This window comes from Nitrosomonas sp., assembly GCF_019752415.1.
In the GTDB taxonomy this organism is placed as follows: domain Bacteria; phylum Pseudomonadota; class Gammaproteobacteria; order Burkholderiales; family Nitrosomonadaceae; genus Nitrosomonas.
The window spans coordinates 1-22328 of sequence record NZ_JAIEME010000050.1 but is presented as its reverse complement, the minus strand read 5'-3'; the positions used below and the strand labels follow the sequence as shown (position 1 = coordinate 22328).

Genomic DNA, 22328 nt, shown 5'->3' with positions numbered 1-22328 from the left:
ATTTTACGAACAGAGAGAACCATGGGTAACTTCAACGATCTGAAAAGTAAAGACCTCAAAAATATTGGCCTAAAAACAACACTGCCAAGGCTAAAAATACTGAATTTGTTCGAGCAAAGCAGCGTACGCCACCTATCTGCTGAAGATGTTTATAAGGTATTGATCAGTGAAGGTGAAGATATCGGATTGGCTACTGTCTATCGTGTTCTAACACAATTTGAACAAGCTGGATTGTTGGAACGGCATCATTTTGAAAGTGGAAAAGCTGTTTTTGAGCTGAAAGGTGATGGTCATCATGATCACTTGGTTTGTTTGCAATGTGGCCGTGTTGAAGAGTTCTATGATGCAGAAATAGAGAAACGCCAAACAGCCATTGCGAAAGATCGGGGATTTACGCTGCAGGAACATTCATTGTCGCTCTATGCGGATTGCATTAAACCAAACTGCCCTCATCGAAAATAACAAAATGCCAGTGATCGTTACCCACTATTTCCCTACTTTTAATTTTTCTTTGGCGCATAGCGCATGTTGCAGGAAGATAGGCTCAGGAATCATAGTGTTTGTTCTTTTGACGTTCACACACACTGCTCATGCCGAAGATAACGATTTTGGCGAGTGCATTGCTCGAATCAAATCACAAGCCAAAGCAGAAGGTATTTCTGACAGAACAGTCAGCAAGGTACTGGATAAGGCAAAATACATACCGCGCGTGATTGAACTGGACCGACGCCAACCGGAATTCACGCAAACATTCGCAAATTACTTTAACACGCGTATCAATGATGAGCGCATACAGCGTGGCCGGGAATTATTTACCAGACATCGTCCTTTACTGAATCAGATTCAGCAGGAAACGGGTATTCCGGCACAATATCTGGTTTCATTCTGGGGTCTGGAAACTAACTACGGCGGGCATTTTGGCGACTGGTCAGTGATCGACTCATTAGCCACGCTTGCCTGTGATCCGCGTCGCAGCACCTTTTTCACACAGGAGTTGTTCAATGCCATGCGCATTGTCGATGCGGGAGATATCTCGCCGGAACGGATGATCGGCTCATGGGCAGGGGCCATGGGGCACATGCAATTCATGCCATCGACTTTCTTACGCTATGCCAAAGATATCGATGGCGATGGACGTCGTGATCTGTGGGGCAGTATCCCGGATGCCATGGGATCCGCGGGTAATTTTCTGCGGCAATTGGGTTGGACGCCTGGTTTGGATTGGGGGCGGGAAGTCCGGCTCCCGCCAGCTTTTGATTATTCTCTGGCAGGGCGTGATCAAATGCTAAGTGAGGCGGAATGGGCGAAACTTGGTGTTACCACAACGGCTGGAACGCCATTGCCACCCAGCGACCAGAAAGCTGCGTTGCTCGTTCCCTCAGGTCACCAAGGACCGACTTTTTTGGTTACCAAGAATTTTTATGTGATTATGCGCTGGAATCGCTCGGAATTTTATGCGCTGTCGGTCGGGCATCTGGCAGATCGCATTGCCGGTGCGACCGCATTACATCGTACACCACGGGCCGATACGGAAAAAATATCCCGCGAACAAGTCCGCCAGCTTCAGCTGGATTTATCTGCACTGGGTATTGATGCCGGAGAAGCGGATGGTGTAATGGGATCAATGACTCGTCAAGCGATCAGCCGTTTCCAGAAAAGTACACAGCGCATTGCGGATGGCCACCTGGATACAACACTATTGATGGCTATTCGTGAAGCAGCAAGTATGGTGCGCTAAAGAAAAACCTGCGAAGAATTTTGGTAGGTGCTTCCGATTTAAGCGAGCAGATGCTTAATAGCTTCCTGCTCAGCGATCAATTCTTGATAGCTTTTCTGCATTTTTTCCCGATCCGACGGCGTTATTTCTAAATCTTCGACAATTTTATACTGGCCGTTCTTGCAAGTGACCGGGTAACTGAAGATAACCCCTCTGGGTATGTCGTAGCATCCATTGGATGGCACCCCCATAGATACCCAATCATCTTCCGGCGTACCAAAAATCCAGCTCTGCATATGATTGATGATCGCATTGGCCGCACTGGCTGCGCTCGATTTGCCGCGACGCGCCTCAATAATTGCCGTGCCGCGTTTTTGCACCGTTGGGATAAAGTGATTTTCTACCCAAGCCGCATCTCCTATCAACGACTTCACTTTGTTATTGCCAATGGTTGCATGGCTTAAATCAGGGAATTGCGTATTGGAATGATTGCCCCACACGATCATTTTTTTAATGTCTGACACAGGCGCATGGAGCTTCAGTGCGGCTTGAGACACTGCGCGATTATGATCCAACCGTAACATTGCCGAGAAATTCGCGGGATCCAGATCGGGTGCATTTTTTAAGGTAATGTAAGCATTCGTATTGGCAGGATTGCCGACGACTAATACTTTGACATTACGCTTGGCAGCGACATTCAGTGCTTTTCCTTGCGCGATGAAAATAGGGCCATTGGCTGCAAGGAGATCCTTCCGTTCCATATTCTCACCCCGTGGCCGGGCACCTATCAGCAAGGCAATGTCTACATTATTAAAAACAACCTCTGGATTATCGGTGGTGATAATTTCAGTTAATAATGGGAAAGCGCAGTCATATAACTCCATGACGATGGCCTCGAAGAACGGCTGCGCATCAGTAATGTCGTGCAACTGCAGAATGACCGGTTGATCTTTGCCAAACATGTCACCAGCCGCAATGCGAAATAGCAAGCTATAACAAATCTGTCCAGTTGCACCGGTGACAGCAATACGAATAGGCGATTTCATTTTTTCCAATCCTCGAGAATCCGTCAATAACTTGGGAGATTGGCGGTATATGGGGAAAAGTGAAGGAATTATACTTGCAATCAGGGTCTCGCGGAAGAGCAAGTTTACTTAAGAAAAAATAAATGCGATAGAGCGTTGATTGCAGATTGAAATACACGGAGTATCTGGAATGTAAAGGAATCTCTGAATAATTCACTTTCGTCATTCCGAACGTAGTGAGGAATCTTTGGCAATCAACAGTATAGATTTCTCGCTCTGCTCGAAATGACAGGTCTTCAGAGGTTCCTAAAGGGACCTGTATCGATACAAAATTTTTCAGATTTTCATGTAACGATGCAGGCCCTAATCAATGATAAGCGCGTACACATCGAACTTGCATCATGAGTGGTATTGCGTATGATACTGAAGTTGAATAACTAGAAGGAGATGCTATGAATACCGCCAGTTTTCCAGCTTCTATTTCTACACCCGCAACATCGACTGGCGAAGTTATTACGCAATTAACCGCCATCATCGAATGGTCCAAACAAAATGATTCATGCATCGGTTACTTTGCCGCGTTGTATCGCAGAGTGACCATCCAAGTAAAAAAGTATTGCAGACAATTACTTTGACGATGTTTCGCGTATGGAACGGCTTGATATCATTTTTGCCAATCGCTACATTCATGCGTGCTATCAATATCAGACAGGACAAACACCGACGCAATCCTGGATACGTGCATTTAATGAGACCGAGCACTGGTGGCCGATTATATTACAGCATTTGCTGATCGGCATGAACGCGCATATCAACCTGGACTTGGGAATTGCTGCGCCAGAAACAATGCCGGCGGGAGAATTAGCCGGTCTCAAAGGTGATTTTGATAAGATCAATGGGGTACTCGCGAACTTGGTGGGGGATGTGCAAGGGGAACTGGCGGAAATATGGCCTGTCCTGAAATTGCTCAATAACGCTCTGGGTAACGTGGAAACAGCAATCATCAATTTCAACATGGAAAAAGCCCGCGATGACGCCTGGTCATTCGCAGAAAAGTTATTTCCCTTATCCGAAGAAAAACGTCAGCAAGCGATCATCGATAAAGATGAAATGATCGCATTATTCTCCCGTGTGATTTCTCATCCAGGTTATTACCCATCCCTGATCATCGGAATCATTCGCTTAGGAGAACGGGTACACGCGTCAGCGCATCGAAATATTGGAATGATGAATTCGTAGGTGTCAGTATTCTAACGGTCACGTAGGAAATTATTCAATTTGGTCGAGGAATCTGAGCAGGATTTTTCCAAAAAACTGGAACAACTTTATCGTAACGAATTCAGACGTGTACTTGCCACACTGATACGTCTGCTCGGTGATTTCGATCAAGCTGAAGAAGCGTTACATGATGCATTCAAAGCGGCATTGGAGCAATGGCCGCAACAAGGTATACCTGAGAATCCCCGTGCCTGGTTAGTTTCAGTTGGGCGTTTTAAAGCCATTGATAAACTCCGACGCGATTCCCGGTTTGATACATTCGATGAAATTCCCGCGCAACTGGATATTTTCATTGTAAATCCTGAAGACGAGCAAGACGAGTGTCTGGAAGATGATCAACTGCGATTAATTTTCACTTGCTGTCATCCTAGTCTATCCGTAGAAGCGCAAGTGGCTTTAACCCTGCGCGAAATTTGTGGACTGACTACCGAAGAAATTGCTCGTGCTTTCCTGATAGCCCCCAAAACGGCTGCCCAGCGTATCGTGCGTGCCAAGGCAAAAATCCGTGATACCCGCATACCTTATGAAGTACCTGCACATGAACAACTGCCTGAACGCTTGAACTCGGTTTTGCAGGTGATTTATTTAGTATTCAACGAAGGGTATTCAGCCTCTTCGGGGCATGTATTAGCGCGGCATGATCTTTCTGCAGAAGCGATTCGTCTCGGCAAACTCCTCATGGAATTATTATCTTCAGAACCGGAAATCCTGGGAATAGTGGCGCTCATGCTGTTACAAGATTCCCGGCGTGCGGCGCGGACGACGAGCGAAGGTGACTTGATCTTGCTCAATGAACAAGATCGCGCGCTCTGGGATCGGGATCAGATCAGCGAAGGTGTGGCGCTTGTGAAGTGCGCGCTTAGCTTGTCCGGTTTCGGTGCTTATACCGTGCAAGCCGCTATTGCTGCGGTACACGCCGAGGCGCCCAGCGCTGACAAGACGGATTGGCGGGAAATTACGGGTTTGTATGATGTGTTGTTGCGCATTTATCCATCCCCTGTGGTCGAATTAAATCGAGCAGTCGCGATTGCGATGCGTGATGGGCCGGAAGCAGGGCTGGCGCTGATTGAAGTGTTAATTTCGCAGGGACAGCTTGAAGACTATCATTTTCTTTATGCCGCCCAGGCGGATTTTCATCGCAGACTCGGTCAAACTGATCAAGCCATCCTAGCCTATCAACACGCTTTAAAACTTGCGCAACAGGAGCCCGAGCGGCGGTTTCTACAAAAAAGATTGGCTGAGTTACACAATAAATAAAAACAGTGTCGATTTAGCGCGCTGCCGATCGACTATTCGTTGTATTCAATCCTTTCCTGTCCTGTCAAAATTAGGAGCTCACCATGAAATACCTCTGTTTGATTTGCGCCGAAAAAGTTATGGAACAAATGCCGCAAGCCGATGCGGATGAACATTACGAAGAGTACCGTGAATTTACCAGTAACATTCGTAAGAGCGGACATTTTGTCGATTGCAACCGGTTATTGCCGCCGTCCGCAGCCATTACGATCAGGGTGCGCAAAGGCAAAATTTCCAGTATGGATGGCCCCTTCGTTGAAACGAAAGAACAACTTGGTGGTTATTATGTCATTGAAGCGCGCGATCTGAATGAAGCCATCCAGGTTGCGGCTAAAATACCGGGCGCTGCGCGCGGTTGTGTGGAGATCCGGCCGATTGCTAATGATGCGCAGACCCTGGACGTGCTTGGATTAGATTGAACTAATCGCTAGCTTCTAAAAAAATCTCATCAACCGGAGAAATGCATGAAATACCTATGTCTCGTTTATAGTGAAGAAAGTTTGCTCGACACCATGCCGGACAGTGATTGTCTTGAGTACGATGAAAGTATTCGTAAATCCGGACATTGTTTGGCTTCCGAAGCCCTGCAACCGGTGCATACCGCGACAACGGTCAGAGTACGTGACGGTAAAGTCAGTATTACGGATGGCCCATTTGCTGAAACCAAGGAGCAATTGGCCGGTTTTTATCTGATAGACGCCAGCCATTTGGACGAAGCCATTGAGCTGGCCGCCAAAATTCCTCCCGCGCAAGTCGGCAGTATCGAAGTCAGACCGATACGGCCGATCCGGGAAATGGCGCGGCAGGGAAAATAGGGGATTTGCCGGTTTTCTGCCCCCGGAAGCTTCTAGATCAAAAAGATTTCCAGATTGTCGATTTATCCAGTTTTCATTCGACTAATAGACAGAGTCGAACTGCATTAGGAAACATCAGCAGACAGGCTCAATTTATCAATTCTGAGGAGATATCAATTGCGTTACATGATCATAGTCAAAGCGACCAAAGATTCGGAAGCGGGCGTCATGCCCGGTGAGGAGCTCCTCGACGCGATGGCCAAGTTCCATGAAGAATTAGCGGCAGCAGGGGTTTTGTTGGATGGAACCGGATTGTAACCCAGTTCTAAAGGCTGGCGTATCCAATACCGCGGGAGTAAACGCATGCTGATTGATGGTCCCTTCGCTGAAACCAAGGAACTCATCGCCGGGTACACGCTGATTCAGGTCGCGACGAAAGCCGAAGCCGTCGAATGGACCCAGCGCTTTCCCAATCCTGCCGGTGAAGGGAATGACACGGAAATTGAAGTACGGCAATTATTCGAACTGGATGATTTTGAGCCAGGCGATACCATTAACCGATTCCGAGATCTCGAAGAGAGCAAGAACAGTTAATTTCTAATCTAAGGAGAACTTTTATGTCCCAAGTAAAACCTGTCCCTGAGGGGATGCATACCGTTACCCCACACTTGGTTTGTGCAGACGCCGCCAAGGCGATTGCATTTTATCAACAAGCTTTCAATGCTACTGAAATGATGCGGATACCAGGCCCCGGTGGCAAACTGATACATGCCTGTGTGCGGATTGGTGATTCACTCGTGATGCTGGTCGATGAAAATCCGCAATGGGGATGTCTCGGTCCGCTCGCATTAAAAGGCTCGCCCATAACGATTCATTTGCAAGTCGGAGACGTCGATGCGGTTTTTGATCAAGCGGTTAAAACCGGAGCAAAAATTACCATGCCGGTCGCAGACATGTTCTGGGGCGATCGCTACGGAAGGGTGGAAGATCCGTTCGGACACCACTGGGCGATCGCGACGCATATTCGCGATGTCAGTCCGGAAGAGATTCGTCAGGCCGCAGCGGTTGAATGCATCGGTTAAAGCGTCAATGTCCTAATATAACGTGATGATTATAGGAGAACCCAATGGCAAAGTATGTGGATGGTTATGTGATTCCAATTGCACAGAGTAACTTGGATGATTACAAAAAAATGGCCGAATTGGCGGGAGCGATTTGGAAAGAGCATGGTGCGCTGGAATATATCGAATGCACCGGAGATGATCTCGATCAGAAAGAATTGGTTTCATTTAAACAAGCAGCAAATGCCAAGGAGGGTGAAACCGTTATTTTTTCATGGATTGTATTTGAATCAAAAGAACATCGTGATCGGGTCAATCAGGCCGTCATGGCTGACCCGCGTTTGCAGGAAATGATGAATCCAGATACCGGGCCTTTCGACTGCAAGCGAATTGTCTATGGTGGTTTTAAAACAATGGTTGAATTTTAATTCATTCCATTCCTCCCCAAATTTTTAACGAACGTTCTATAAGGAGAAAGCTATGAAGTACTTGCGATTGGTTTTGATGATGGTGTTTCTTGTGCTGCTGACAACGAGTGCGATTGCAAATGACCAAAAGAGCAGCAAGCCCATGAATCCTGAAGAAATGATGGAAGTATATACGAAACTCGCTACACCTGGAGAGCCGCACAAGCTATTGGCGAGTATCGCTGGTAGCTGGATAACCAGAACGAAAGAATGGGTTGATCCTCAGAAACCACCGGTAGAGTCTACTGGCACTGTAAGCAGCCGGATGATGCTGGATGGACGTTTTTTGCAACAAGAAATCACCGGTAGTATGCATGGAAGGCCCCACACTGGGATCTGGACTATCGGATACGACAATCTGCTCAAACGCTATATTTCGACATGGATCGATACCATGAGCACGCAGATTTTTATAATGGATGGTACGGCAAGTGCGGACGGTAAGGCGATTACTTTGACCGGGCAACATGCAGAAGTGGGTGGCGGGCACATGACACATCGCGCCATCTGGAAAATTTTGAATAGCAATACCCAAGAATTTATCATGTATGGTACTTACCATGGCGGGCAGGAAATGAAGATGATGGAAGTTCTCTATATAAGAAAACAGTAGCTTGTATAAAGAGTTTTCTAGTTTCGAAACATGTGATGACGACGGCCCGAGTTAATGAAAGACGATTCGGGTTGTCACTAAAACTGTACTCTCTTAATGTTCATTAACAGCGCATTGAAAACATTTTCGAGGCAGCCGATGCAAGGCAAAAACAGGCGAAAAAGCGCAGTTTACGCTTAATAAATCAGCATTTTAAATCTGTTTTTAACACCGAAGCGGCAATGCAGATAGTTTTTCAATGGTTTTTAAACCAAATGGAATTTCTCGCGAGATAATTATCGATGCAAAAAATCAATCCTTGTTTATGGTTCGATCACCAAGCCGAAGAAGCCGCGAATTTCTACACGGCTATTTTCAGCAACTCAAAAATCAAACATATTGCTCGCTATGGCAAAGCAGGCTTCGAATTTCACGGCAAACTGGAAGGGTCGGTGATGACGGTGCAGTTTGAACTGGATGGGCAAACTTTTACTGCCCTCAACGGCGGACCGACATTCCAATTTAACGAAGCCATATCGTTCCAAGTATCCTGCAAAACGCAGGACGAGGTGGATCACTTCTGGAACAATCTCTCCCAAGGCGGCGACGAACAAGCGCAGCAATGCGGCTGGCTGAAAGACAAATTCGGCGTGTCCTGGCAGATTGTCCCGGAAGTTTTGGGTGAGTTGCTGGGCAGCGCTGATGCTGAGAAATCCCAAAGGGCGATGCAAGCCATGCTGCAAATGAAAAAGCTCGATATTGCCAAGCTTCAATCGGCTTATGACGGGTAAGAATTCAGCTCGGTAATTCAACACCCATTCAGCACTTCTCTGTGTTTTAATAATGGCTTGCTCATTATTTTTAGAAATCCACCATGTACATCCGCAAACACACCATTTTCCCCGAAGAATTTCCGGAAGCCTGGGCCTCCGATTGGGGCGAAGATGAATTCGGTCTATGGATGGCGTTTACCTACAAAGGCGTGCGGCAGGCGTTTCGTTGGTGCGAGCCGGGGACGTTTTTGATGGGGTCGCCACCAGATGAGCGGGAACGCTATGATGATGAATTGCAACATCAGGTGACTTTAACCAAAGGCTTCTGGATTGCGGATACGACGGTAACGCAAGCGCTGTGGGAAGTAGTAATGGGAGAAAATCCCAGTCATTTTAAAGGTAACGAACTTCCGGTTGAAACTGTCAACTGGGAGGATGCTCAAGCCTTTATAGCCAAAATGAACGGCCTGAAAGCAGAATTGAAATTATGCCTGCCGACCGAAGCGCAATGGGAATATGCCTGCCGCGCCGCGAGTACTGCACCATTTTGTTGGGGAGATCAGATGGACTCAACGTTGGTTAATTTTGATGGAAATTATCCATACAATAATGGCAGTCCGAGCGAATATCGGGAACAGACTATCGCAGTCAAGGAACTGCCGTGCAATGACTGGGGCTTGTACCAGATGCACGGTAATGTGCGGGAGTGGTGCCAGGATCGGTTTGGAGATTACCCGGCGGAGCCGGGTATCGATCCCACAAGGGCCGGAATCGGGCGACTCCCGCGTGCTGCGCGGCGGCTCCTGGATCGGCAACGGCAGGCGCTGCCGTTCTGCTAGCCGCCATCACTTCGATCCGTCTGTCCGCAGCGACCGCACTGGTTTCCGTCTTACCCGAGGTTATGAGCTCAAGTAGGGTGCAATACCCGGAGGGCATTGCATCAAGTAAAACAGAGCAGGCCAGCAGCCGACTGGCAGCTGCGCGGCGGAGCGCGCGGGGGACAAGCGGGGGATGGACTGCGGGATGACAGACAGTAGGGTGCAATAACCAAAAACCACCAGCGCGCCACGGCTAAACTTACTCAGACTCGAGGAGGATCTAAGCCAAGCCCAAATGAGACTATCCAGAATTTATATCGAGCACCTGTCATGGCCAGATTGCATCAAAAAATATGACAGACCCCACACACGATTCTATTGCGATCCACCGTACTGGGAGTACTGAAGGCTATGGTGTTGACTTTGGATTGGAGCAATACGACCAGATGGCAGATCTGGCCAGATCCATAAAATGCACGATGATCATATCGGTTAACGATATCCCTGAAATGAGAAAAGCATTCAGCGGACTGACCATTGATACCACTGAAATCACTTACACGGTAGGCGGAGCAAATCGATCAGCTTGCCGGTCTGAATTGATAATAAGGAATTTCTGAAAGGATGGCGTTAAAATGCAAAAGCGTTAGTGCCAAATAAAGCGAAAACTAGTATCAAATAAGGCGATTTTTTACACTGTCACGCTTTTGTCACGCTAAAGAAGCTAACCAGAGCTATAAGCCAGCTAACTCATTGAGTTAAATGGCTCCCCGACCAGGGCTCGAACCTGGGACCTGCGGATTAACAGTCCGTCGCTCTACCAACTGAGCTATCAGGGAACTGGTAAGATGCGCATGTTAACGGTTTGAAGCCTTCTGGTCAACCATCAGATCGTTTCTTGTAGAGAACAAATAAACTGTCTGGGTTTGTAGCACATGATCTGTCTGGATTATCTTTAGCCCAAGGAGGGATTGAGATGAAACGGACAGAATGGCTACAGGAGACACGGAAGATAAGGTTTGAGGAAGCATATGAAGGCTGGAGGAGTGGAGGTTTTACACAGAGGAAGAAGCGGCAATGGTGCTTGGGGTATGTGACCGTACATTTCGGCGTTACCTGGTCAGATATGACGAAGGTGGACTGGAAGCACTGATGGATAAGCGCCTGACTCAGGCTTCGCATCGTTGTGCACCCGTTGATGAGGTGATGCGGGTTAACGGAGCAATATCAAAGTTGTTATTTTAGGTTGGAATGCCAAGTGTTAAAGAAGTTGTTGAAAAACGTGGGTTATTTTCGTCCTTTTATTCGGATCGAGGCAGTCACTATTGGTATACACCGGAAGCTGGCGGCAAGGTAGACAAGAATAACCCTACTCAGTTTGGACAAGCCATGAAACGGCTGGGAATTGAAATGATTGCGGTTTATTCACCACAGGCGCGTGGGCGCAGTGAAAGCATGTTTCGCACACATCAAGAACGTTTACCAAAGGAACTAGCGCTGGCTGATATCACCGACATGGCGGCAGCAAACCAATATCTAAAGGAAGTATATTTGCCTGCTTTTAATGCTGAATTCATACAGCCTGCGGTGGTAGAAGGCTCAGCGTTTGTTCCCTGGATCGGTGAGCAACTTGAGGATTTCCTATGTGAGCGCCATGAACGCGTAGTGGGACATGACAACTGCGCCAGTTTCAACAACATCAAGCTGCAGATCCCTGCTGACCAGCATAAATGTCACTATGTGAAGGCCAAGGTGACTGTATTACGCTATTAGGATGGGAACTAGCAGTCTTGCGTTGACCACGAAAAATCGCTATTTTTGACGAAACGGGGTAGGGAATAAAACAAAATGAAAAGTTGGTGCGTAAATCCGCCGCCTCAGCTTCGCAATGAACCGCACTGTGGGTTCACTGAGTTTTAATTAAAAGCAGACAATCTATTTGCTACTCAACCGGACATTTCTATTTGTTGCCAACAGAAGCTTTGGTCATAGTTGATATGCAACTTTATCTTTCAATCTCTCATTATTTGATGCTATTTTAATTCCGGTTTTGTTTCGTTTTTTATTCCGGGTTTATTCCCTCGCTTGCACATAGACCAAAGAATTTGTGTCTCTTTACTTGAAATTACGAGAAAGAACCACTATTATTAGCACTCTTAGTGAGCGAGTGCTAATATTTATTTTTGTAATATTATGAAGCGCTAAGTGCTTCGGAAACTCATAAGAATAAAGTACAAAATACTTTGCAAATTTCGGGTTATTAATTTAATAGGAGAAAGAAGTATGAAAATTCGCCCTTTACATGATCGTGTCATCGTCAAACGATTAGAAGATGAACGTAAAACTGCATCAGGAATCGTTATTCCAGACAGTGCAGCGGAAAAACCCGATCAAGGTGAAATTCTGGCTGTAGGAAAAGGAAAAGTTGGTGATGATGGAAAAATTCGCCCATTGGAAGTCAAGGTTGGCGACAAAGTATTGTTTGGTAAATATGCTGGACAGTCTGTCAAGGTTCAAGGCGAAGAGCTTTTAGTCATGCGGGAAGAAGATATTATGGGTGTGATTGAAGGTTAAGTGTATCAATTCAATACCCTACTAAAGATAATGTTTTGAAAGATTAGGAGAAAAATTATGTCAGCAAAAGAAGTGAAATTTGGTGATTCAGCGCGCCATAGAATGGTAGCTGGTGTTAATATTTTAGCCGATGCAGTAAAGGTAACGTTAGGACCAAAAGGTCGCAATGTTGTTTTAGATCGTTCTTACGGTGCACCAACAATTACCAAGGATGGTGTTTCGGTTGCTAAAGAAATCGAACTGAAAGATAAGTTTGAAAATATGGGCGCACAAATGCTGAAAGAAGTGGCTAGCAAAACTTCTGATGTAGCCGGAGACGGTACTACCACTGCAACTGTATTAGCTCAAGCCATCGTTAAAGAAGGTATGAAATATGTTGCTGCAGGCATGAATCCAATGGATCTTAAACGCGGCATAGATAAGGCAGTTACCGCAGCCATCGGTGAATTGAAAAAACTTTCAAAACCATGTGCGACAGCCAAGGAAATTGCTCAAGTAGGCAGTATTTCTGCGAACTCAGATGATGAGATAGGCAAAATCATTGCGGATGCGATGGATAAAGTTGGCAAGGAAGGCGTGATTACTGTAGAAGATGGATCTGGATTGCAGAATGAACTGGAAGTGGTTGAAGGTATGCAATTCGATCGCGGCTATCTCTCTCCTTACTTTGTAAGTAGCGCAGAAAAGCAAATTGCTTTATTGGATAATCCTTTTGTTTTGTTGCATGACAAGAAGATTTCTAACATCCGCGATTTGCTCCCCATATTAGAACAAGTGGCGAAAGCCGGCAAACCATTGCTAATTATTGCTGAAGATGTGGATGGGGAAGCACTGGCAACTTTAGTTGTAAACAATATTCGTGGCATCCTGAAAACTTGTGCAGTTAAAGCGCCTGGCTTTGGTGATCGTCGCAAAGCTATGTTGGAAGATATCGCTATTCTAACAGGTGGGACTGTTATTGCTGAAGAAGTTGGTTTGACTTTAGAAAAAGCTACATTGAATGATTTGGGTCAAGCTAAGCGCATAGAAGTAGGTAAAGAAAATACAACGATTATTGATGGCGCAGGTGATGCTGGAAACATTGAGGGCCGTGTCAAGCAGATTCGCACACAGATAGAAGAAGCAACTAGCGACTATGATAAAGAAAAGCTGCAAGAGCGCGTGGCTAAGTTAGCAGGTGGTGTGGCGCTTATTAAAGTCGGTGCTGCTACTGAAGTTGAGATGAAAGAGAAAAAAGCGCGAGTTGAAGATGCATTGCATGCCACACGTGCAGCGGTGGAAGAAGGCGTTGTTCCTGGTGGTGGTGTGGCACTGTTACGTGCTATCCCGGCTGTCAAGCAGATTAAAGGCGACAATCACGATCAGGATGCCGGTATTAAGATTGTTTTGCGTGCTCTTGAAGAGCCATTGCGTCAGATTGTAATAAACTGTGGCGATGAGCCATCCGTTGTAGTTAATAAGGTTGCTGAAGGTAAGGGCAATTTTGGTTACAATGCAGCAACAAGCGAGTATGGTGATCTGGTGTCGATGGGTGTTTTGGATCCAACAAAAGTTACCCGTTTTGCTTTGCAGAATGCGGCTTCAGTTGCAAGTCTAATGTTAACAACCGATGCGATGGTTGCTGAATTGCCTAAAGACGAATCTGGCGCAGCTGGTGGCATGGGTGGAGGCATGGGCGGTATGGGCGGCATGGGTGGCATGGATATGTAGGTATCGGTTCCATACCTGCGCTACTCAGTATTTTGGTATAAGACAGACTCTAACATTTCGTTGGAGTCTGTTTTTTTATGTTTATTGAGCTGAATGAGGGAATAAAGATACTTATTTAGGTGTTTTATTTTTCTCTCAAAATACTTTATCGTGATAAATTCTAAATTATGAATAAATTAGAAAACTATTCGGCGCCTAAAGATCTGCTTAAAGATCGCGTAGTACTTATTACGGGGGCTGGGCAAGGTTTGGGGCGTGCTGCAGCGTTAACCTATGCAAGTTATGGAGCTACGGTGATCTTGCATGGGCGCAAAGTAAAAAAGCTGGAGTCTGTCTATGATGAGATTGAAACTATCGGTAAAGCACAAGCTCTAATTTATCCGTTGGACTTGGAACAAGCTGAAGAAGCTGATTTTGCAGTGATAGCGCAGGCCATCGAACAGCAGCTGGGACGTTTGGATGGAATTTTGCATAACGCTGCATTTCTACATGGCCTCAGTCCACTAGAAAATCAAAGTGTTGAGCAATGGCGAGCGATGCTGCAGGTTAATTTGATTACTCCTTTTGCTTTGACTAAAGCATGTCTTCCTTTGTTAAAAGCTTCTCCTGATGCCAGTGTCGTAATGACGTCAAGTTCTCACGGACATAAGCCATCAGCCTATTGGGGGGGATTCATAGTGGCGAAAGCAGGTGTTGAAGCATTAGTGAAAGTGCAAGCGGATGAATGGGAATCCATGCCAAATTTGCGAATCAATACAATTGTGCCAGGCATCGTTAACTCACCGCAGCGTGCCAAAACTCATCCAGGTGAAATTAAGCAAACGATGCGGCAACCTGAAGATTTGATGATGACTTATTTATATTTGATGGGACCAGATAGTAAAGGTGTGAGTGGACAAACAGTTCCTTGTTGCCGAGAGGATTGAATGATCTGGCTGCGGTCAATGGGATTAAAAGGTATAATCGCTTAAGCTAACATAAAAAGCGAAAGTGGCGGAATTGGTAGACGCACCAGATTTAGGTTCTGACGCCGAAAGGTGTGGGGGTTCGAGTCCCCCCTTTCGCACCAAATGGAATTTGTATGTTACCGAAAAGCTTTTTATCCGGTAATCTCAAAAAATATTGATCGGATAGTATTGTAATATATTGAAAAATATTTAATCAGCCAGGAACTTTAATGGGATCAAATGTAGAAAATCTTAGTACACTAGAACGTCGCTTTGATATTACTATTTCTCTGCAAAAACTGCAGGGTGAAATTGAAAATCGCCTAAAACGGCTAGCGAAGACAACCAAATTACATGGTTTTCGTCCTGGGAAAGTTCCATTAAGAATAATCACTCAAATGTACGGTGTGCAAGTCCAGCAGGATGTGCTAAATGATTCTATGCATAAAGAATTTCAGGATACCGTTAAGGAGCACAACCTACAGGTTGCTGGGTATCCGCGTTTTGAAGCAAAAGCTACGAATGATAACGAAACACATTATACGGTCAGCGCAACATTTGAGGTCTATCCTGAAATAGTATTAGGCGATTTAAGCGAGCAAAATATCGATCGCCCTACTGTGCAGATTGAGGAAACTGACATTGATAAAACCTTGGATATGATATGTAAACAGCGCGTGACATATGAATCGGTTAGTCGCGCAGCAAAAAAGGGAGATCGCGTCAGAATAGATTATCATGGGACTATTGGTGGTAATGATTTTCCTGGTGGAAACGCTGAAGATATTCAGTTGATAATCGGGGATGGAAAATTTCTTAAAGATTTCGAAGCTTCACTGATAGGTATGAAAGTGGGAAACAATAAATCATTTGATGTTGTTTTTCCGGATGATTATCACGGTAAAGATATCGCTGGAAAAACCGTTACATTTGAAGTAAAACTAAATGGGCTTGAAGAACCGGTATTGCCAGATGTTGATGCAGAATTTGCCAAGTTGTTGGGTATTCCCGATGGGGATATCAAAAAATTGCGAGAAGGAATACATAAAGATCTCGAACGTGAAGTTTCAAAACGAATTAGATCAAGAATTAAAGAGCAAATTATGCAAGCATTTTTAGATACTACTCGAATTGAAGCACCTAGCATTCTGATAAAGCAGGAAAAAGATAGATTGATGCAGAATGCGAGAAGTGACTTTGAAGCGCGAGGAATGAAAGCGAATGATATACCTCTTACAGCTGATCTTTTTAAAGAAAAGGCAGAGTATCGCGTAAAATTGGGTTTAATTCTGGCAGAACTTGTAAAGGTTCACGCTCTTAAAGCCACGCCAGACCAAGTTCGAAACATAATTGAAGATGCGTCGCAAAGTTATGAAAATCCAGAACAAGTAGTTAAATGGCATTACGCTTCTCCAGAGCGGTTGCAAGAAGCGGAATCATTGGCACTGGAAGAGAATGTGGTAAATTGGGCACTCGATAAAATAAAATTAATTGATAAAACAGTGACATTCGATGAGCTGATGAGGATATCCTGAAATGGTTCAACTATCTGATAACATGCGTGATCTTGAGCCTAAGAATTTGGGTTTAATTCCAATGGTGATAGAAACAAGCGGGCGGGGGGAACGTGCTTATGATATTTATTCGCGTTTATTAAAGGAAAGAGTGGTTTTTCTAGTTGGTCCTGTAACCGAAGCTACGGCCAACTTGGTAGTGGCGCAATTTTTATTTCTTGAATCTGAGAATTCAGAAAAAGACATACATTTTTATATTAATTCCCCGGGAGGTATGGTATCTGCTGGTTTGGCCATTTATGACACAATGCAGTATATTAAACCGGATGTAAGTACCTTATGTATCGGCCAAGCGGCTAGTATGGGAGCATTGCTACTAACTGCAGGAGCAAAAGGGAAACGTTATTGTTTACCTAATTCACGTGTAATGATTCACCAGCCGCTGGGAGGGTTTCAAGGGCAGGCCTCGGATATTGAAATACATGCTCGTGAAATACTATATCTTAAAGCTCGATTAAATGAGATTATGGCAAAGCATGCGGAGCGACCAGTGTCTGATTTAGATAAAGATACAGATCGTGATAACTTTATGAGTGCAGTTGAATCTGTAAATTATGGCTTAGTTGATGCAGTATTAACACATAGAGATGAAAGTCCGAATTAAGTGAAGTACTTGTAAGAAATTGTTTCAATCACGGGTATTTAAACTCGATCACTGTAGGATAATAATATGCCAGACAAAGCTAGTAGCGAGAAACTTCTTTACTGTTCTTTTTGCGGCAAAAGTCAACATGAAGTAAGGAAACTTATTGCCGGTCCTTCCGTATTTATTTGCGATGAATGTATTGATCTTTGCAATGACATCATTCGTGAAGAAATGCAAGGTGATGAAGCGACAAAATTGGTTAAGTCAAATTTGCCTGTTCCTCGTGAGATCTGTCAAATATTGGATCAATATGTAATTGGGCAAGAATCAGCAAAAAAAATACTGTCCGTAGCGGTTTATAACCACTACAAACGCCTGAAGAATGTAACAAAATCAGATGATGCTGATGATATTGAACTTTCAAAAAGTAATATTCTACTTGTCGGTCCCACTGGTTCAGGTAAAACACTGCTCGCACAGACCTTGGCTAGGCTTTTAGATGTTCCTTTTATCATGGCAGATGCCACAGCTTTGACAGAAGCAGGATATGTAGGTGAAGATGTTGAAAATATTATTCAGAAATTGCTGCAGAAATGTAATTACGATGCTGAAAAGGCGCAGCGAGGTATCGTGTACATAGATGAAATAGATAAAATTTCACGTAAATCGGATAATCCTTCGATTACACGCGATGTTTCAGGTGAGGGAGTGCAGCAGGCATTATTGAAATTAATTGAGGGAACCATTGCTATGGTCCCTCCTCAAGGCGGAAGGAAACATCCTAACCAAGAATTTATTCAAGTTGATACTACCAATATTTTGTTTATCTGTGGCGGCGCGTTTGATGGGCTAGATAAAGTGATCAGAGCACGAACCGAGAAGAGTGGGATTGGTTTTGGTGTTGATGTAAAAAATCATACTCGTAAAGATATGAATAAAGTCTTACAACAAGTCGAGCCAGAAGATTTGGTTAAATTTGGCTTGATCCCTGAATTTGTAGGGCGTTTACCTGTTGTAGCTACATTGGAAGAACTTAATGAAGTAGCACTGATTCAGATACTAACAGAACCCAGGAACGCACTCGTTAAGCAATACTGGAAAATGTTCAATATGGAAGGTGGCGTAGACCTGGAATTCCGAGAGCCTGCACTCAAGGCAATTGCGAAAAGGGCTCTGACACGCAAAACCGGAGCGCGTGGATTACGCTCAATTCTGGAAGAAATATTGCTGGATATTATGTACGAGCTCCCGTCATTAGAAAATGTTTCTAAAGTCGTCATTGACTATAATTCGACTAATGATGATATTAAACCGATACTGATTTATTCTGATCAACCCAAGGTTGCCAAACGATCCAAATAATTAGCTAGAAATCTAATCAATATTATTTAAGTTGATAAGTTGCTAAGATGGATTGGCGCGTCGTTGAAAAACGTAATCAAGGGCAGCCAATGATAGGCAGAAACAGGAGAGAAAGTGCAGTTTATATATATTAAATGAATACTTTATCCTATTCTTAATTCATAAACGGCAATATAGATCTTTTTCCCTTGGCTTGTAGATTTTAAGATAATGAGATTGTTTCTTGTCGTCTCTCAGACTTAAGTTCATTAATCGTGCTATTAAAAGCAAATATGCATATTTAATACCTCTATTTAAGTATTGTGCGTGGCAGATATATGCTAGTGTATATTGTATTTCCACCTTGAATTTCTGATTAGTACATATATATTATCAATCAGTTGTGAATTTTATAAATGAGTAAATATGATTTCTTTGATCGAGAATTCTGAGCAATTAATACTGCCTCTCCTGCCATTGCGTGATGTGGTTGTTTTTCCGCATATGGTAATACCATTATTTGTAGGTAGGCAGAAATCTATTAAAGCACTTGAACTTGCAATGGAGTCGAATAAAAATATTCTACTTGTTGCTCAAAAAGTAGCGTCTAAAGATGACCCTGCACCTGAGGATCTCTATAACGTATGTAGTATAGCGAGCTTATTACAGATGCTTAAACTGCCTGATGGCACAGTTAAGGTCCTGGTAGAGGGGAATTGTCGTGCTCGCATTCTCGATTTAATCGATTCTGAAACTCATCTCTCTGGAAGAGCATCGCAAGTATTATTTGATATAACAGAAAACCCTGAAGCAGAAGCTATGCGGCGGGCCATTCTGACCCAGTTTGATCAATATGTAAAACTTAACAAAAAAATTCCACCAGAAATTATCACTTCGTTGGGTGGCATAGATGATGCTGGACGACTAGCCGACACAATTGCCGCTTACTTGCCATTAAAGCTTGAGCAAAAACAGGAAATTCTTGAAATTTTTGATGTATCCAAACGTCTGGAGCACTTGCTGAGTTTGTTGGAAACCGAATTAGATATCCTGCACGTAGAAAAACGTATCCGCGGTAGAGTTAAACGGCAGATGGAAAAGAGCCAGCGTGATTACTATCTAAATGAGCAAGTAAAAGCAATCCAGAAAGAGTTAGGCGAAGGTGAGGATGGTGCAGATATAGATGAAATTGAGAAAAAGATCAAATCTGCTCAAATGTCAAAAGAAGCATACACTAAAGCTGAATCAGAATTAAAAAAACTTCGCTTGATGTCTCCAATGTCTGCGGAAGCGACAGTAGTGCGTAATTACATTGACGCACTAGTAGCACTTCCTTGGAAAAAGAAGAGTAAAATCAATCATGATTTAAAAGCGGCAGAGACAGTGCTTGAGAAGGATCACTATGGTTTAGAAAAAGTCAAAGAACGGATTGTTGAATATCTGGCTGTTCAGCAACGTGTAAACAAGATGAAGGCACCGATTCTATGCCTTGTCGGGCCACCAGGGGTCGGTAAGACTTCACTAGGCCAATCAATTGCACATGCTACGAACAGAAAGTTTGTGCGCATGTCACTGGGTGGCGTACGAGATGAAGCTGAGATACGAGGCCATAGGAGAACTTATATCGGATCAATGCCAGGAAAGATATTACACAATATGAGTAAAGTTGGCGTTAAGAATCCTTTATTTCTACTTGATGAAGTAGATAAAATGGGTATGGATTTTCGTGGAGACCCTTCTTCTGCCTTACTAGAGGTTCTTGATCCAGAACAGAATAATTCTTTTGTGGATCATTATATTGAAGTGGAATATGATTTGTCAGATGTTATGTTTGTGGCAACTGCAAATACACTAAACATCCCTCCCGCTTTACTTGATCGTATGGAAGTAATCCAGTTATCAGGGTATACAGAAGATGAGAAACTGAATATTGCTATACGTTATTTATTAACCAAACAGATACGCAATCATGGTCTCGAGGAAAATGAGTTGGCCGTTTCAGATTCTGCTTTGCGGGATATTGCTCGTTATTACACAAGGGAAGCGGGTGTAAGGGCAATGGAACGAGAAATCTCAAAGATCTGTCGGAAAGCTGTAAAAGCGATGTTGCTTAAAAAGGGAAAAAGCAAAGTAATCGTTACATCCCGTAATCTGGACAAATTCTTGGGTGTAAGACGATTCACATATGGAATTGCAGAAGAAAAAAATCAAATAGGGCAGGTAACTGGGTTGGCTTGGACAGAAGTAGGTGGTGAATTATTGACTATTGAAGCTGTAGTATTACCTGGAAAAGGAAAAACTATTACTACCGGAAAATTGGGCGAAGTGATGCAGGAGTCTATTCAGGCTGCACTTTCTGTAGTTAGAGGACGTTCTTACCTATTAGGTATCGCGGAAGACTTTTATCAAAAGAATGATATTCATATACATCTTCCAGAAGGTGCAACACCTAAGGATGGACCAAGCGCAGGTATTGGGATATGTGTTGCGATGGTGTCGGTTCTGACAGATATTGCTGTGAGAGCGGATGTGGCTATGACAGGAGAGATTACTTTAAGAGGTGAAGTGCTTCCGATAGGCGGATTAAAGGAGAAACTATTGGCAGCACATCGAGGTGGAATTAAAGCCGTGATCATACCTGAAAAGAATGTAAAGGATTTAGCTGATATTCCTTCAAATGTAAAGAGTCAACTGACTATTTATCCCGTCAAATGGATAGACCAAGTGCTTGATTTAGCATTGGAGCACAAGCCAGAGAGGCTATCTGCTGCTATTGCTCAACCAGCTTTACAGTCAGCTAGTGAGGAAAAACTAGTGGAATCCCTAATTAAACATTAAGTTATATATTATTTTTTTGTAAAAAATATATGTGGATTCAATTTCGAAGTGCAACGCCTAACGGTGGTTTGGTGTAGTACACCCTCTTCCCGAAGAATACCTCAAACGGGGTTCTGAATCCAAGCGCCTTGCGTGGCCAATGGTTGAGTTTATCTACCGCTTACTGCACTTGTCCTTGGGTAACCCAAACAATTCAATCCCTTTGGGAAATTACTGCTGCAGCAGCCCATTGTTGTTCTCATTCAAGCCACGCTCTCATGAATGTTCAGGGTGGGCGAAATAAACACCCGCATCGAGTTCCGCTGCGATGTGGTTTCGTGTTCCGCAAATTCCTTCCCGTTGTCGATCATGGTGTAGTACTTGCCTTTATGGGGGCGAAGCAGTCGCGTTACCGCTGCTGTTACCCCGATGCATGTTAGTCGGGCACTTAGGCTGCCAGAATGTAGCGCGACCTCCTCTCGGCCAATGTAACCAATGCTCCTTGATGGTTCTTGCCGATCACGGTGCCGCCCTCCCAGTCGACTATAAGACTCTTCTGATCCACAATCTCCGAACGCTCGTCAATGCCGATTCGGTTCTTGATTGTGCCTCGGAGCTCTTGTGACCACTCGCGTAACATTTTCTGCGTGACTTCTGGCCGCGCAGGTGCCGCCAAAGGTCACCACCCCGCTAGCTATAGTCAAGTCTGGTGTATAGAGAGAGAGCTTTGCACGGCTAGAGTCATTTTCAGGTGCGGATAATATGATAATGTTTTTAATCATATTATTAAGTTAATTAATATGAGTTTTTCAGAGTTTGATGTCACCCGCCGCACTCGCAAAGGAAATTTTCTCAATCAAATCGATTACCTGATTGATTGGACACCGATAGAAAAAGCAATCGCTGAACATTACTCCCCCACATTTGATGCCGCAGGCCGTCCTGCCTATTCCGGTCT

Annotated in this window: 24 protein-coding genes, 2 tRNA genes and 1 pseudogene; 25 read left to right on the top strand and 2 right to left on the bottom strand. The window is 44.3% G+C overall.

The genetic code is table 11. The features are described from left to right. Positions 1–21 precede the first annotated feature (21 nt). Together fur and K2P83_RS09115 are read left to right on the top strand one after the other, a co-directional pair. On the top strand, positions 22–462 hold the full coding sequence (gene fur, locus K2P83_RS09120; protein WP_292928462.1) for a ferric iron uptake transcriptional regulator: 441 nt from the start codon (positions 22–24) through the stop codon (positions 460–462). A 4-nt stretch (positions 463–466) separates the two neighbouring features. Next, positions 467–1738: a lytic murein transglycosylase gene (locus K2P83_RS09115; RefSeq protein ID WP_292928460.1), complete on the top strand. Its 1272-nt coding sequence runs from the start codon at positions 467–469 to the stop codon at positions 1736–1738. Positions 1739–1776: 38 nt separating this feature from the next. On the opposite strand, the gene K2P83_RS09110 is transcribed toward K2P83_RS09115, so the two are convergent. Beyond that, positions 1777–2763 carry a malate dehydrogenase gene (locus tag K2P83_RS09110; protein ID WP_292928458.1) on the bottom strand — a complete coding sequence of 329 codons (987 nt, stop codon included), beginning with the start codon at positions 2761–2763 and terminating at the stop codon, positions 1777–1779. A 431-nt stretch (positions 2764–3194) separates the two neighbouring features. Between K2P83_RS09110 and K2P83_RS09100 the strand changes: the two are divergent. The 13 genes and pseudogenes from K2P83_RS09100 (at position 3195) to K2P83_RS09045 (ending at position 10441) form a co-directional block, all read left to right on the top strand. Next, a pseudogene (locus K2P83_RS09100) lies at positions 3195–3981 on the top strand (DUF5995 family protein). Between the two features lie 39 nt (positions 3982–4020). Beyond that, on the top strand, positions 4021–5277 hold the full coding sequence (locus K2P83_RS09095; RefSeq protein ID WP_292928452.1) for an RNA polymerase sigma factor: 1257 nt from the start codon (positions 4021–4023) through the stop codon (positions 5275–5277). An 83-nt stretch (positions 5278–5360) separates the two neighbouring features. Further along, on the top strand, positions 5361–5735 hold the full coding sequence (locus K2P83_RS09090) for a YciI family protein (protein WP_292928450.1): 375 nt from the start codon (positions 5361–5363) through the stop codon (positions 5733–5735). A 45-nt stretch (positions 5736–5780) separates the two neighbouring features. Further along, complete coding sequence (locus K2P83_RS09085) at positions 5781–6131, top strand: YciI family protein (RefSeq protein WP_292928448.1); 351 nt, start codon at positions 5781–5783, stop codon at positions 6129–6131. 165 nt (positions 6132–6296) lie between these two features. After that, positions 6297–6428, top strand: a complete 132-nt coding sequence (locus tag K2P83_RS09080; protein WP_292928446.1) for a hypothetical protein — start codon at positions 6297–6299, stop codon at positions 6426–6428. 45 nt (positions 6429–6473) lie between these two features. Beyond that, the gene (locus K2P83_RS09075; protein WP_292928444.1) at positions 6474–6704 is read left to right on the top strand and encodes a YciI family protein; all 231 of its coding nucleotides are present in this window, start codon (positions 6474–6476) and stop codon (positions 6702–6704) included. Between the two features lie 23 nt (positions 6705–6727). Then, positions 6728–7192 carry a VOC family protein gene (locus K2P83_RS09070; protein WP_292928442.1) on the top strand — a complete coding sequence of 155 codons (465 nt, stop codon included), beginning with the start codon at positions 6728–6730 and terminating at the stop codon, positions 7190–7192. Positions 7193–7236: 44 nt separating this feature from the next. Beyond that, positions 7237–7599 (top strand): DUF1428 domain-containing protein, encoded by a 363-nt coding sequence (locus K2P83_RS09065; protein ID WP_292928440.1) that lies wholly within the window; start codon positions 7237–7239, stop codon positions 7597–7599. A 52-nt stretch (positions 7600–7651) separates the two neighbouring features. Next, entirely contained in the window at positions 7652–8251 is a 600-nt protein-coding gene (locus K2P83_RS09060) for a DUF1579 domain-containing protein (protein ID WP_292928438.1), read from the top strand. A gap of 281 nt (positions 8252–8532) precedes the next feature. Next, positions 8533–9021, top strand: a complete 489-nt coding sequence (locus tag K2P83_RS09055) for a VOC family protein (protein WP_292928436.1) — start codon at positions 8533–8535, stop codon at positions 9019–9021. A gap of 83 nt (positions 9022–9104) precedes the next feature. Continuing rightward, positions 9105–9842, top strand: a complete 738-nt coding sequence (locus tag K2P83_RS09050; protein WP_292928434.1) for a formylglycine-generating enzyme family protein — start codon at positions 9105–9107, stop codon at positions 9840–9842. Continuing rightward, positions 9790–9918 carry a hypothetical protein gene (locus K2P83_RS14330; protein ID WP_363279490.1) on the top strand — a complete coding sequence of 43 codons (129 nt, stop codon included), beginning with the start codon at positions 9790–9792 and terminating at the stop codon, positions 9916–9918. The genes K2P83_RS09050 and K2P83_RS14330 overlap by 53 nt, the downstream gene beginning before the upstream one ends. 256 nt (positions 9919–10174) lie before the next feature. Further along, positions 10175–10441, top strand: a complete 267-nt coding sequence (locus K2P83_RS09045) for a hypothetical protein (RefSeq protein ID WP_292928432.1) — start codon at positions 10175–10177, stop codon at positions 10439–10441. Between the two features lie 143 nt (positions 10442–10584). On the opposite strand, the gene K2P83_RS09040 is transcribed toward K2P83_RS09045, so the two are convergent. Further along, a tRNA-Asn gene (locus tag K2P83_RS09040) sits at positions 10585–10660 on the bottom strand. A gap of 238 nt (positions 10661–10898) precedes the next feature. Here K2P83_RS09040 and K2P83_RS09035 point away from each other — a divergent pair. From K2P83_RS09035 to lon, 10 genes are all read left to right on the top strand, one after another. Continuing rightward, positions 10899–11066, top strand: a complete 168-nt coding sequence (locus K2P83_RS09035) for a helix-turn-helix domain-containing protein (protein ID WP_292928430.1) — start codon at positions 10899–10901, stop codon at positions 11064–11066. 6 nt (positions 11067–11072) lie between these two features. Next, complete coding sequence (locus K2P83_RS09030; protein ID WP_292928428.1) at positions 11073–11594, top strand: hypothetical protein; 522 nt, start codon at positions 11073–11075, stop codon at positions 11592–11594. A 510-nt stretch (positions 11595–12104) separates the two neighbouring features. Further along, positions 12105–12395 carry a co-chaperone GroES gene (groES, locus tag K2P83_RS09025; protein ID WP_103965655.1) on the top strand — a complete coding sequence of 97 codons (291 nt, stop codon included), beginning with the start codon at positions 12105–12107 and terminating at the stop codon, positions 12393–12395. A gap of 57 nt (positions 12396–12452) precedes the next feature. Further along, on the top strand, positions 12453–14105 hold the full coding sequence (groL, locus tag K2P83_RS09020) for a chaperonin GroEL (RefSeq protein ID WP_292928423.1): 1653 nt from the start codon (positions 12453–12455) through the stop codon (positions 14103–14105). Between the two features lie 167 nt (positions 14106–14272). Further along, entirely contained in the window at positions 14273–15031 is a 759-nt protein-coding gene (locus K2P83_RS09015) for a YciK family oxidoreductase (protein WP_292928421.1), read from the top strand. A gap of 58 nt (positions 15032–15089) precedes the next feature. After that, positions 15090–15174, top strand: a tRNA-Leu gene (locus K2P83_RS09010). Between the two features lie 108 nt (positions 15175–15282). Beyond that, positions 15283–16587, top strand: a complete 1305-nt coding sequence (gene tig / locus K2P83_RS09005; RefSeq protein WP_292928419.1) for a trigger factor — start codon at positions 15283–15285, stop codon at positions 16585–16587. Position 16588: 1 nt separating this feature from the next. Further along, the gene (clpP, locus tag K2P83_RS09000) at positions 16589–17230 is read left to right on the top strand and encodes an ATP-dependent Clp endopeptidase proteolytic subunit ClpP (protein WP_292928417.1); all 642 of its coding nucleotides are present in this window, start codon (positions 16589–16591) and stop codon (positions 17228–17230) included. 66 nt (positions 17231–17296) lie between these two features. Continuing rightward, positions 17297–18574: an ATP-dependent Clp protease ATP-binding subunit ClpX gene (gene clpX / locus K2P83_RS08995; RefSeq protein WP_292928415.1), complete on the top strand. Its 1278-nt coding sequence runs from the start codon at positions 17297–17299 to the stop codon at positions 18572–18574. 405 nt (positions 18575–18979) lie between these two features. Beyond that, the gene (gene lon, locus K2P83_RS08990) at positions 18980–21391 is read left to right on the top strand and encodes an endopeptidase La (protein ID WP_292928413.1); all 2412 of its coding nucleotides are present in this window, start codon (positions 18980–18982) and stop codon (positions 21389–21391) included. Positions 21392–22328: the final 937 nt, after the last annotated feature.

Bases quoted from the DNA above. Each gene is read 5' to 3' on its own strand.
- fur (WP_292928462.1), top strand. From the start codon at position 22: ATGGGTAACTTCAACGATCTGAAAAGTAAAGACCTCAAAAATATTGGC.
- K2P83_RS09115 (WP_292928460.1), top strand. From the start codon at position 467: ATGCCAGTGATCGTTACCCACTATTTCCCTACTTTTAATTTTTCTTTG.
- K2P83_RS09110 (WP_292928458.1), bottom strand. From the start codon at position 2,763: ATGAAATCGCCTATTCGTATTGCTGTCACCGGTGCAACTGGACAGATT.
- K2P83_RS09090 (WP_292928450.1), top strand. From the start codon at position 5,361: ATGAAATACCTCTGTTTGATTTGCGCCGAAAAAGTTATGGAACAAATG.
- K2P83_RS09085 (WP_292928448.1), top strand. From the start codon at position 5,781: ATGAAATACCTATGTCTCGTTTATAGTGAAGAAAGTTTGCTCGACACC.
- K2P83_RS09080 (WP_292928446.1), top strand. From the start codon at position 6,297: ATGATCATAGTCAAAGCGACCAAAGATTCGGAAGCGGGCGTCATGCCC.
- K2P83_RS09075 (WP_292928444.1), top strand. From the start codon at position 6,474: ATGCTGATTGATGGTCCCTTCGCTGAAACCAAGGAACTCATCGCCGGG.
- K2P83_RS09070 (WP_292928442.1), top strand. From the start codon at position 6,728: ATGTCCCAAGTAAAACCTGTCCCTGAGGGGATGCATACCGTTACCCCA.
- K2P83_RS09065 (WP_292928440.1), top strand. From the start codon at position 7,237: ATGGCAAAGTATGTGGATGGTTATGTGATTCCAATTGCACAGAGTAAC.
- K2P83_RS09060 (WP_292928438.1), top strand. From the start codon at position 7,652: ATGAAGTACTTGCGATTGGTTTTGATGATGGTGTTTCTTGTGCTGCTG.
- K2P83_RS09055 (WP_292928436.1), top strand. From the start codon at position 8,533: ATGCAAAAAATCAATCCTTGTTTATGGTTCGATCACCAAGCCGAAGAA.
- K2P83_RS09050 (WP_292928434.1), top strand. From the start codon at position 9,105: ATGTACATCCGCAAACACACCATTTTCCCCGAAGAATTTCCGGAAGCC.
- K2P83_RS09045 (WP_292928432.1), top strand. From the start codon at position 10,175: ATGACAGACCCCACACACGATTCTATTGCGATCCACCGTACTGGGAGT.
- K2P83_RS09035 (WP_292928430.1), top strand. From the start codon at position 10,899: ATGGTGCTTGGGGTATGTGACCGTACATTTCGGCGTTACCTGGTCAGA.
- K2P83_RS09030 (WP_292928428.1), top strand. From the start codon at position 11,073: ATGCCAAGTGTTAAAGAAGTTGTTGAAAAACGTGGGTTATTTTCGTCC.
- groES (WP_103965655.1), top strand. From the start codon at position 12,105: ATGAAAATTCGCCCTTTACATGATCGTGTCATCGTCAAACGATTAGAA.
- groL (WP_292928423.1), top strand. From the start codon at position 12,453: ATGTCAGCAAAAGAAGTGAAATTTGGTGATTCAGCGCGCCATAGAATG.
- K2P83_RS09015 (WP_292928421.1), top strand. From the start codon at position 14,273: ATGAATAAATTAGAAAACTATTCGGCGCCTAAAGATCTGCTTAAAGAT.
- tig (WP_292928419.1), top strand. From the start codon at position 15,283: ATGGGATCAAATGTAGAAAATCTTAGTACACTAGAACGTCGCTTTGAT.
- clpP (WP_292928417.1), top strand. From the start codon at position 16,589: ATGGTTCAACTATCTGATAACATGCGTGATCTTGAGCCTAAGAATTTG.
- clpX (WP_292928415.1), top strand. From the start codon at position 17,297: ATGCCAGACAAAGCTAGTAGCGAGAAACTTCTTTACTGTTCTTTTTGC.
- lon (WP_292928413.1), top strand. From the start codon at position 18,980: ATGATTTCTTTGATCGAGAATTCTGAGCAATTAATACTGCCTCTCCTG.